Source organism: Pseudomonas sp. SDO5522_S412, assembly GCF_054071215.1.
The window spans coordinates 39,081-48,491 of sequence record NZ_JBSVWQ010000030.1 but is presented as its reverse complement, the minus strand read 5'-3'; the positions used below and the strand labels follow the sequence as shown (position 1 = coordinate 48,491).

General features: G+C 62.8%; 10 protein-coding genes. 5 read left to right on the top strand and 5 right to left on the bottom strand.

The features are described 5' to 3' along the window. The first annotated feature begins 236 nt into the window (after positions 1-236). From ACW9I6_RS09925 to ACW9I6_RS09915, 3 genes are read left to right on the top strand one after another with little or no spacing between them, the layout of a single operon-like run. Positions 237-869 (top strand): BRCT domain-containing protein, encoded by a 633-nt coding sequence (locus ACW9I6_RS09925; RefSeq protein WP_087695346.1) that lies wholly within the window; start codon positions 237-239, stop codon positions 867-869. Then, positions 869-1,261, top strand: a complete 393-nt coding sequence (locus ACW9I6_RS09920; RefSeq protein WP_003208182.1) for a VOC family protein — start codon at positions 869-871, stop codon at positions 1,259-1,261. Before ACW9I6_RS09925 ends, ACW9I6_RS09920 begins: the two co-directional genes overlap by 1 nt. Before the next feature lie 49 nt (positions 1,262-1,310). Next, positions 1,311-2,219: an alpha/beta fold hydrolase gene (locus tag ACW9I6_RS09915; RefSeq protein ID WP_102369578.1), complete on the top strand. Its 909-nt coding sequence runs from the start codon at positions 1,311-1,313 to the stop codon at positions 2,217-2,219. Here the strand turns inward: ACW9I6_RS09915 and ACW9I6_RS09910 are convergent. The 3 genes from ACW9I6_RS09910 to ACW9I6_RS09900 all read right to left on the bottom strand — a co-directional run bounded on the left by ACW9I6_RS09910 (position 2,197) and on the right by ACW9I6_RS09900 (position 6,076). Continuing rightward, positions 2,197-4,392: an ATP-binding protein gene (locus tag ACW9I6_RS09910; RefSeq protein ID WP_457339238.1), complete on the bottom strand. Its 2,196-nt coding sequence runs from the start codon at positions 4,390-4,392 to the stop codon at positions 2,197-2,199. The two genes, ACW9I6_RS09915 and ACW9I6_RS09910, sit on opposite strands and share 23 nt — an antisense overlap. Next, positions 4,389-4,976: a biliverdin-producing heme oxygenase gene (locus tag ACW9I6_RS09905; RefSeq protein ID WP_457339237.1), complete on the bottom strand. Its 588-nt coding sequence runs from the start codon at positions 4,974-4,976 to the stop codon at positions 4,389-4,391. Before ACW9I6_RS09905 ends, ACW9I6_RS09910 begins: the two co-directional genes overlap by 4 nt. A 131-nt stretch (positions 4,977-5,107) precedes the next feature. Beyond that, the gene (locus ACW9I6_RS09900) at positions 5,108-6,076 is read right to left on the bottom strand and encodes a GlxA family transcriptional regulator (protein ID WP_457339236.1); all 969 of its coding nucleotides are present in this window, start codon (positions 6,074-6,076) and stop codon (positions 5,108-5,110) included. A 90-nt stretch (positions 6,077-6,166) separates the two neighbouring features. Between ACW9I6_RS09900 and inhA the strand changes: the two genes are divergently transcribed. Further along, positions 6,167-6,847, top strand: a complete 681-nt coding sequence (gene inhA / locus ACW9I6_RS09895) for an isonitrile hydratase (RefSeq protein ID WP_102369581.1) — start codon at positions 6,167-6,169, stop codon at positions 6,845-6,847. Here inhA and ACW9I6_RS09890 read toward each other — a convergent pair. Further along, complete coding sequence (locus ACW9I6_RS09890) at positions 6,844-7,185, bottom strand: antibiotic biosynthesis monooxygenase family protein (RefSeq protein WP_003208192.1); 342 nt, start codon at positions 7,183-7,185, stop codon at positions 6,844-6,846. The two genes, inhA and ACW9I6_RS09890, sit on opposite strands and share 4 nt — an antisense overlap. 27 nt (positions 7,186-7,212) lie before the next feature. Continuing rightward, positions 7,213-7,842, bottom strand: a complete 630-nt coding sequence (locus ACW9I6_RS09885; RefSeq protein ID WP_087695340.1) for a LysE family translocator — start codon at positions 7,840-7,842, stop codon at positions 7,213-7,215. Between the two features lie 94 nt (positions 7,843-7,936). On the opposite strand from ACW9I6_RS09885, the gene ACW9I6_RS09880 reads away from it, so the two are divergent. Continuing rightward, positions 7,937-9,262: an aminotransferase-like domain-containing protein gene (locus ACW9I6_RS09880; protein WP_008434545.1), complete on the top strand. Its 1,326-nt coding sequence runs from the start codon at positions 7,937-7,939 to the stop codon at positions 9,260-9,262. Positions 9,263-9,411: the final 149 nt, after the last annotated feature.

Genomic DNA, 9,411 nt, shown 5'->3' with positions numbered 1-9,411 from the left:
GCTCCCGCGGGGGCGCGAAGCGGCCCAAAAAGCTCAACGCCATCTAACTCAAAGAACACATTCAACAAAACCCGGGGCTGCTGCGCAGCCCAACGGGAGCAAGCTCCCTCGCCACAGGTTATTTGGCAAACATCACAACATGTGTGTATATCGGTTTCACCATCAACGCGAAACCTTCGGCCCATGCTGAGCTGGACCGAGACCTGGCAAAGCACTGACTTAAGGAGCATGGACGCATGACCGATCTTCATCAGGAATTCGAACGCAGTCACCTCTTCCACAAGGCGCGTATTGATCGGCGCTCTGCCGACGCATTACTCGGCGTCACTGCCGGCCTGGTCGCCGACGGAAACATCAATCAGATGGAAGCAGCGTTTCTAAAGACCTGGATAGAAACCCATCTGCTCCAGTTGGAAGACCCGGTGGTAAACATTCTTTATCAGCGCCTTGCCAGCATGTTGAGTGACGGTGTTCTCGACGCGGAAGAGTCCGCAGAACTGTTGGAAATGCTGCATCAGTTTTCCGGTATCTCGGTGGGGTCACCTCAGCGCCCCTCTGCTGTCAGCAGCCTGCCGCTGAACAATCCGGCTCCGACACTGGAGTGGCAGGACCGGACTTTTTTGTTTACCGGTGTCATGGCGTACGGGCCTCGCAAGGAATGTGAGTTACTTGTCGTAGAACGCGGCGGCCTTATCGGTAACTCGGTGAGCAAGAAGGTTCATTTTCTCGTGGTCGGGAGCGTTGGTAATGAACAATGGCTCCATAGCTCATATGGAACGAAGATCAAAAAAGCCGTCGAGTTAAGAAATAGCGGTATTCCGATCGCTATCATCAGTGAAACCCATTGGCAGCAGGTATTGTTCGGTTGATGCCCATTATCTCCATCCTGATTCACGTCCCCGACTGGCGTGCCGCCACGGAGTGGTACGCCGCGGCCTTCCCTACCGCCACGCGCATCTACCATGAGCCCGACGATTTCGGTCACTTGGACGTGGACGGCGTTGCCCTCGAAATCGTGAATGCAGACAACAAGGTCGCCAGCGGCGCGGCCGGGTCGGTGGTGTATTGGCGGGTGACGGACCTGCTTCACGAGGTACAGCGACTGGTCACGTTAGGCGCCACGTTGTATCGCGGGCCAATGGAAGTCGAGGGCGGCGAGTGGATGTGCCAGGTGCGCGACCCTTGGGGTAATTGCATCGGCTTGCGCCAGGCCGGTCTAGACAAGTCAAGCAATTGCAGCCTTTCGAACCACACTCGGTAACCCGCTTGGTCTACAGTTCCAACACTTTCCCTCCACCCTTGGAGCCTCCATGCCCACCCTCCAAATCCGCACGCCCATGCTCGATATCGCCTACGAAGCCCATGGCCCGGAAGGCGGCGAGGTGGTGATCCTGCTGCACGGCTTTCCCTATGATCCTCGCGGCTATGACGAGATCGCCCCGGTGGTCGCCGCACGTGGCTACCGGGTATTGGTGCCATACCTGCGCGGCTATGGCCCGACGCGCTTTATCAACGATCAGGTGATGCGCTCCGGCCAACAAGCAGCGCTGGCCAAGGATTTGCTGGATTTCATGGATGCCCTGTCCATCGAAAAAGCCACGCTGGTGGGCTATGACTGGGGCGGACGCGCGGCGTGTATCGTTGCGACGCTTTGGCCTGAACGGGTGCGCGGCCTGGTGACGGGCGATGGCTACAACATTCAGGATATCGCTGCGTCGACCAAGCCTCGGGCGCCGGAAACAGAGCATCGGCTGTGGTATCAGTTTTACCTTCATACCCAACGGGGTGTCGACGGACTGACCGCCAACCGGCGTGAGTTCTGCCAGTTGCTGTGGGCGCTCTGGTCGCCGTCCTGGGCCGAAGGGCCGAGCCTGTATGGCAAGACAGCGCCCTCGTTTGATAACCCGGATTTTGTCGAGGTGGTGGTCCATTCCTACCGGCACCGCTTCATGTACGCACCGGGTGACCCGGCGCTGGAAAGCATCGAGCAGGCCCTGGTGCAGCCACCGCCGATTTCAGTACCGAGCATCTCGTTGTGCGGCGCTGATGACGGCGTAGGTCCGGCTCCGGTCGAAGATGACGACCTGGAAAATTTCAGCGGGTTTTATCGGCGCGAGGTGTTGGCCGGCGTGGGCCACAACATTCCCCAGGAGGCGCCCCAGGCAACCCTTGAGGCGATCTTCGAGCTGCTGAGCCTCAGCCCCCAGCCGAAATCCTGAAGCTGAACACGCTGCCCTCCCCCACCACGCTTTCAGCCCACAGGGTGCCGCCGTGGGCTTCGACGATGCCGTGGGAGATGTACAACCCCAGCCCGCTGCCGGTGGGGTTGCCCTCGCGTGAGGTCCAGTAGCGGTCGAAAATATACGGCAGTTGCGCCGGGTCGATGCCGATGCCGTTGTCGCATACCCGAAACAGCACTTCGTCCCCCGCCGCCTCGGCAATCACCTCGATCACTCCGCCCAGCGGGGTGAATTTCAGGGCGTTGCCCAGCAGGTTGGAAAACACCTGGAACAAGCGCTCCGGGTCGGCCTGGGCACTCAGCCCGTCCACTGAGCGCCAAGTCAGGTCCACACCCTTGGCAGCCGCCAGCGGTTGCCACATCGAACAGATCTGGTCCAGGGTTGCCGCCACATCGAGCCGTTGCAGCGAAACGCTGTAGCGCCCGGCCTCGATGCGCGAAATATCGATCAGGTCTTCCAGCAGCGTGTTCATGCGGGCGGTGGCGTTTTGCATGGTTTCAATCGCGGTGGAGAGGCGCCGGTTCGCCTTGTTGTCCTCGGCGGGCACCATGCTGCGCATCATGCCGCATTGCATCAGCAGGATGGTCAGCGGGCTGCGCAGGTCATGGGAGACCACCGCCACCAGCTCGTCACGCGCCCGCACCGCAGCATGTTCGCGTTGCACCTGGCGCGCCAGGTCATGCTCCAGGGCATTGCGCCGCAGGCTCTCCACCGCCTGTAGCTCCGACAGCGACCAATACAGCGCCTTGCCGTCGACCTGCTGCTTCCACAACTCAAACGACAGGCGCGGGCTCAAGGTCGTGCTGCCCGGTTCCTGATGTTTGACCGGCTGGCCGCTCCACTCCACCGAGGACTGGACCTCCGGGCGAAACCACATCACCGCGTTGTCCACCGGCTTGGGCAGGCAGAACGCCAACAGGCCGCTGGCATGGGCCTGGTAGGCCGCCGCCGGGGGAAAGTCCACCGACAATTGATGGCTGTGCACCACGCCTTTGCCCTGTCCGCGCACCCACTGGTACAAGGCGTGGATTTCAGCACGTGCAGGGCAAACGCCGAACACATGCAGGCGCTCTTCCACCCGTATCGCCAGGCCACCGGCGGCGGTCAGGTTCAGCAGCGTTTGCGCATAGGGCAACAGGCTTTCCATCACATCGCACTGGTCCGCGGTCATGGCGGCGACCAACTCTTCGACCATGGCGGCCTTGTCACGTTGTTGGCGGCGCTCCTGCTGCTCCTGGAGCAACGTGATCTGCATCGACAACAACTGGCCGATGCTGGTGCACGCCGTGCGCAGTTCATGGGGCACGCGCAACGGCTCACGGTGACCACAGGTGATCAGGCCCCAGAGCTGGTCGTCCTTGAGCAGCGAAATGCTCATGGAGGAACGCACGCCCATGTTCTTCAAATAATGGCAGTGCACCGGGGACACGCTGCGCAACACGGCGAAGCTGAGGTCCAGGGGCTGGCCGTTGTCGGGGCGCAGGGCCGGCAGGATCGGCACCGGCTGGTACTCGGCGTCGGGAATCGCGCGGATCCAGTTCAGCCGGTACAGCTCGCGGGCCTGGGGCGGGATGTCCGACGCGGGAAAACATAATCCCAGGTACGGCTGCATGCCGTCGCTGAGGGCCTCGCCAATCACTTTGCCGTGGCCTTCCTGCTCGAAGCGGTACAAGGTGACCCGGTCATAACCGGTGAGGCTACGAATCTCGGTCACGCTGATCTGGTACAAGCTGTCGAGCGTCTTCGCCGACTGCAAGCGGCGCAGCGTTCGGGACAGCTGCTTCACAGCGCTGTGCTCAAGCGTGAGGCTCCGCTCCAGTTCGAGAAACAGCAGGCCTTGATGACGATGCAGCAGGATGTCGTAGGCGTAGCCATCCAGCGTCAGTTGATGCACGTCCTCCTCAAAGGCGTCCAGGTCTGCCAGGGCACGACTCACCTGTACTGCCGCTTCGCTGCCCAGCACACTGGCCAGCGCCTGGCCCGACAGGCGTTGCGCGTCCAGGCCCAGCGCGACGCTCAGGTTGCTGCTGGCTTGCAGCACCTCAAGCGCCGGTTCGCTCAGCGTCAACAACAACCCGTGAGGCTGGATCGAGCCGGGGATATGGATGGGCTCGCTGGCGCAATCGTCGATCAGCGTATCGACCGTGGTCATCGCAGCACCCCGCAGCGGTCCAGCCACTGCTCGAAACACAGGAAGGTCGACTCGGCGACCTTCACCGCCTCCACGCGCTCGTACGCGGTTCGCAGCGGGTCAAGGCACGCCATAAAGCGCTGCCACAGGGCGCTGGTCTCGGCCCCGTACACATTCATGAACGCGCCGCCATTGGTGGAGCCCACGCCAATCTTGATCTCGATCAGGTCGCGCAACACCTGGCCGCCGAGGGTGGCGCCTTCCAGCACATAGAGGGCGCCCAAGGCCTGGGCCACGTTGGTGATGGCGGGCAGTTCGGGACATATCGGCAAGGCGTCGATCTGCAGGTTTTCCAGGCCCAGCGCCCGCAAATCCGCCTGCAAGTACGGAGTTTTGCTGCGCCGCCCCCACTCCAGGTCCGGGATGATCTCGCCCCACGGCGCCAGGGCGCGCTCCAGCGGTTGATAGAAGCCGTAGTAGGTGCTCATCAACTCGCGGTACAACGCCAGGTCCATGCGGGAAAAAGGCAGCCGAGTGTCGAGGCGTCGGTGCAGCGCAGCGGTCGCCGCGCGTAGTTCGACAAGGACAGGAGGTAGTGAATTCATGAGCTGTGCGCACGCCGGGAAGGTTCAAAACCGCGACGTAGAGGCCTGGGATCAAGACACTGCGCAATGGACTGTGAGTAACATAGCACCTTGATACAAAAACGTACCTATTCGTTCAAACAGGCTCGACCTCAACCGGGTGAGGAAAACCGTTCACGGTAGGCCTGGGGTGTGATCGATACCGCTCGCAGGAAGCTGCGGCGCATGGTTTCTTCGCAGCCAAAGCCGCAGTGCACGGCGATGCGCTTGATCGACGCGCTGCCGTCCGCCAATTGCCGGCGGGCGGTTTCCACACGGATCAATTCGACGGCCCTCGCCGGCGTCTGGCCGGTTTCGGCGCGGTAGTGGCGCACGAAGCTGCGCTCGCTCATGCCCGCCTGGGCGGCCAGTGTGGCAACGTTCAAATCGAGGGTCAGGTGTTCGGCGATCCAGGCGTGCAGCTCCGCAAAACGGCTACCGCCCTTTTGCAGCGACAACGTCACGCTGAACTGCGATTGCCCACCGGGGCGCTTGAGAAACACCACCAGGTGCCGCGCCACTTCCAGGGCCACGGCGCGACCCAGGTCCTCCTCCACCAGCGCCAGGCACAAGTCGATACCGGCGGTCACGCCGGCGGAGGTCCACAGGTTGCCCTGCTGGATGAAAATCGGATTGGCCTCCACCGTCAGCTGTGGGTACTTGCGCGCGAGTTCTTCGCAGCGCGTCCAGTGGGTCACCACGCGGCGGCCGTCGAGCAAACCGCTGGCGGCCAGCAGAAAGGCGCCAGTGCACACCGAGGTCATGCGCCGGGCCTGGGTGGCTTTTTGCCGAACCCAGTCCACCAGCGCCGGGTCTTCGGCGGCGCCGTACACCCCCCAGCCGCCGGCAATCACCAGTGTGTCGCACGGAGCATCGGCAGGCGGCAGTGGCTCGGCCACCAGGGCCAGGCCCGCCGAGGTCATCACCGGCTCGGCCTGCGCGGCGATCACACTGACCGCATAGGGCAACGGCAAGTCCTGCTGGCGCGCCAGGTCATTGGCCGAGGCAAATACTTGCAAGGGCCCGGTGACGTCGAGCACCTGCACATTGGGAAAGGCGAGCACGTTGATGATTCTGGGCATGTTGGCGTAATTCGTGGGCTCAATGGCGTATGCGCCAAAGCCTAGGTGACTAGAGTGAAGCCGTCCATCCCTTTATCAGGAGCAGTCCCCATGACCTTGCAGATCGGCTTTTTGTTGTTCCCCGGCATCCAGCAACTGGACCTCACCGGGCCCTACGACGTGTTGGGATCGCTGCCGGATGTGAAGCTGCATCTGGTGTGGAAGGACCTCGCGCCGGTCACCTCCAGCACCGGCTTGGTATTTACCCCCAGCACCACTTATGACGAGTGCCCGACGCTGGATGTGATTTGCGTGCCCGGCGGTTCTGGCGTCGGGGCATTGATGGAGGATGAGCAGACCCTGGCGTTTCTCAAGACACAGGCCCAGACCGCGCGCTATGTGACATCGGTGTGCACCGGCTCCCTGGTGCTGGGTGCCGCGGGCTTGCTGCGCGGGCGTCGCGCGACCACTCACTGGGCCTACCACGACCTGCTCGCACCGCTCGGTGCGATCCCGGTGCAGGAGCGCGTGGTGCGTGACGGCAACCTGTTGACCGGTGGCGGGATTACCGCCGGGATCGACTTTGCCCTGACCCTGGCCGCCGAGCTGTACAGCGAGGCGGCGGCGCAACTGGTGCAGTTGCAGATTGAGTACGCCCCGGCGCCGCCGTTCAATGCTGGCCGGCCGGAAACCGCACCGCCACATGTACTGGAGGAAGCCCGCAAGCGCACCGCCGAGTCGCGCAAGACCCGGGGTGAAATCGTGGCACGGGCGGCGGCCAGGTTGGGTTAAGCGTTCGCCCGCCCGTGGCGGTCGGCGGGCACCAGATGCCCGATCGTGCCGTCCCCATACGCCCGTTCCACTTTGGAAATCACCACGTGATAACCGCCGTACCAGCGGCGGTATAGGCGCTTGGCTTCCAGGTGGGTCGGGTGGCTGGCAAAGGCGCGAATGGAGGCCTCGTCACGCCAGTAATAACTGGCGTTGATCAACCCGCCATCCGCCGAACGCCACGACTCGGCCCCCACGTATCCCGGCAGCCTTGCTGCCAGTGCGTCGATCAGATTCGTGAGGCGCTGGAACTCGTCATCCCGTTCGCCGGGCTTGTAGATAAAGGCTGCGATGTACATGGGTAACGTCCTTTTATGAGTGATGTTTCACGTCGGGCGAGACATCAATGCCAAGCGCACGGCCAGCACCATCAGCACGGTTGCCAGGCCCCATTTCTGTAAGCCTGCGCTCCCCGGTTTGCCGGCAAAAAACCGGCTAACCGCCCCGCCAAAAATCCCCAGCACGGCATGAAACACACCGCTGATCAGCGTCAGGATGATCCCCAGTTGCACCAGTTGCAGCGCGATGGGGCCCGCCTCGGGGCTGACGAATTGCGGCAGGAACACCATGAAAAACAGCAGCGCCTTGGGGTTGAGCAAACTGTTGAGCATGGCCCGCACAAACACCCGGCCCAGCGGCACGCGGCTGACGTGGGCCGTGTCCAGGGCGGGCGTTTTCTGCAGGGTCTTGAACACCAGCCACAGCAGGTACAACACCCCGGCGTAGCGAATCAGGTCGAAGGCCGGCGGCCAGCTGGCGACGAGAGCGGTCACGCCGGTTGCGGTCAGCGCCGTGAGCAGCAGGTCCGCCACGCTGATGCCCAACCCGGATGCCACCCCGCCACGCCAGCCATAGGTCACACCGTGGCTGATGACGAAGGCCATGTTCGGGCCCGGGGATAACAACAGCAGCAGGACTGCGCCAGAGAACACAGCCAGGGTTGCGAGGTCGATCATGCTCAAGCCATCCGCCGGGAAAGCCTGTAGATTAATCAGCCCACCTGATACAAACAAAAAATTGATCTAGATACACTTTGCACAGGAACGCACCATGGCTCAGGTTCGCTACAAACTGATCGTCGATGAACTGGCCACGCGGATTCGCGCCGGACAGTTGCCGCCGGGCACCCAGTTGCCGACCCTGCGTAGCCTGATGAACAGCCATCGCATCGCCCTCGCCACTGCCTTGCGGGTGTACAGCGAACTGGAGGCCAGCGGCCTGGTGGTGGGTGAACCGGGACGCGGGACGTTTGTGCGCGACACCACGTTGCTGCGGGGCATGGGCCTGGTGCAACAACCGCTGCAACCGGGCACCGTGGACCTGAGCCTCAACTACCCCTCGTTGCCGGGCCAGGCCGAGATGCTGCGCGACGGTTTGCGTGCCATTGCCGCCTCGGGCGACCTCGATGCGCTGCTGCATTCCGCCCCGCAGGGTGGCCGCGCCCATGAACGACAGACCGCCGCGCGGCACCTGCGCAATCGGCAGATTCGCGTGAGTGGCGAGCAAGTGCTGATCGTCAACGGTGCGCAACAAGGCCTCGCCGTCAGCCTGATGGCGCTGCTGCAACCGGGGGATGTATTGGCGGTGGATGCGCTGACGTATCCCGGGTTGAAAACCCTGGCCCAGTCCCAGCGCATCGACCTGGAGCCGCTGCCGCAACCGGCTGGGCATACGGATCTGGATGCGCTGGAGGCTTTGTGCAAACGGCGCCCGGTGCGGGCTTTTTATTGCATGCCCACGTTGCACAATCCGCTGGGCACAGTGATGGGTGAAGCCGACCGGGAGCGCCTTGCAGCGTTGGCTGAACGCTACGATTTTCTACTGATCGAAGACGGCGCCTACGCCTTTCTCGCCGAGCCCGCACCGAAGCCGTTGTTTACTTATGCGCCGCTGCGCACGGTGTATGTGTCTGGCCTTTCGAAGAGTGTGGCGTCGGGGTTGCGGGTGGGGTTTATCGTCGCGCCCAAGGCGTGGGTGCCGGCGCTGGAGCAAGCGATCCGTGTCTCGACCTGGAGCACGCCGACGCTCACGGTGAACCTGGCGTGCCGCTGGATAGAATCCGGCGCAGTGGATGCACTGGAAGAGCACAAGCGCCAGGATGCGCGCCAACGCCAGGCGCTGGCCCGGGAGGTCTTGCGAGGGTGTGAGGTGATTGCGCATCCGGCGTCGTATTACCTGTGGCTGGTGTTGCCGGAAGGTCTGCGGGCGGATGCAGTGGTGGCTGCGCTTGAGGGCCAGGGTGTGCGGGTCACCAGTGCCGAGCCGTTTGCCTGTACGGCCCATGTGCCGCATGCGTTGCGGGTGGCGCTGGGGTCGATTGATTTGGCGACGTTGAGAATAGCCTTGGGGAAAATTCGCGAGGCAATTCGGATATGAATAAAGGGCCAGCAGGGTAAATCCCTTTGATTTGCGGGACATTTCCGAGACAATCTTTCGGCCTTGTGCCTGCGGGACCGGTGGCTAGTCTTCGCCCCGTCACTGCTCATCAGTGATCGGGTTTAGTCGCCCGGATCCGAAAAGGCGCA

Bases quoted from the DNA above. Each gene is read 5' to 3' on its own strand.
- ACW9I6_RS09925 (WP_087695346.1), top strand. From the start codon at position 237: ATGACCGATCTTCATCAGGAATTCGAACGCAGTCACCTCTTCCACAAG.
- ACW9I6_RS09920 (WP_003208182.1), top strand. From the start codon at position 869: ATGCCCATTATCTCCATCCTGATTCACGTCCCCGACTGGCGTGCCGCC.
- ACW9I6_RS09915 (WP_102369578.1), top strand. From the start codon at position 1,311: ATGCCCACCCTCCAAATCCGCACGCCCATGCTCGATATCGCCTACGAA.
- ACW9I6_RS09910 (WP_457339238.1), bottom strand. From the start codon at position 4,392: ATGACCACGGTCGATACGCTGATCGACGATTGCGCCAGCGAGCCCATC.
- ACW9I6_RS09905 (WP_457339237.1), bottom strand. From the start codon at position 4,976: ATGAATTCACTACCTCCTGTCCTTGTCGAACTACGCGCGGCGACCGCT.
- ACW9I6_RS09900 (WP_457339236.1), bottom strand. From the start codon at position 6,076: ATGCCCAGAATCATCAACGTGCTCGCCTTTCCCAATGTGCAGGTGCTC.
- inhA (WP_102369581.1), top strand. From the start codon at position 6,167: ATGACCTTGCAGATCGGCTTTTTGTTGTTCCCCGGCATCCAGCAACTG.
- ACW9I6_RS09890 (WP_003208192.1), bottom strand. From the start codon at position 7,185: ATGTACATCGCAGCCTTTATCTACAAGCCCGGCGAACGGGATGACGAG.
- ACW9I6_RS09885 (WP_087695340.1), bottom strand. From the start codon at position 7,842: ATGATCGACCTCGCAACCCTGGCTGTGTTCTCTGGCGCAGTCCTGCTG.
- ACW9I6_RS09880 (WP_008434545.1), top strand. From the start codon at position 7,937: ATGGCTCAGGTTCGCTACAAACTGATCGTCGATGAACTGGCCACGCGG.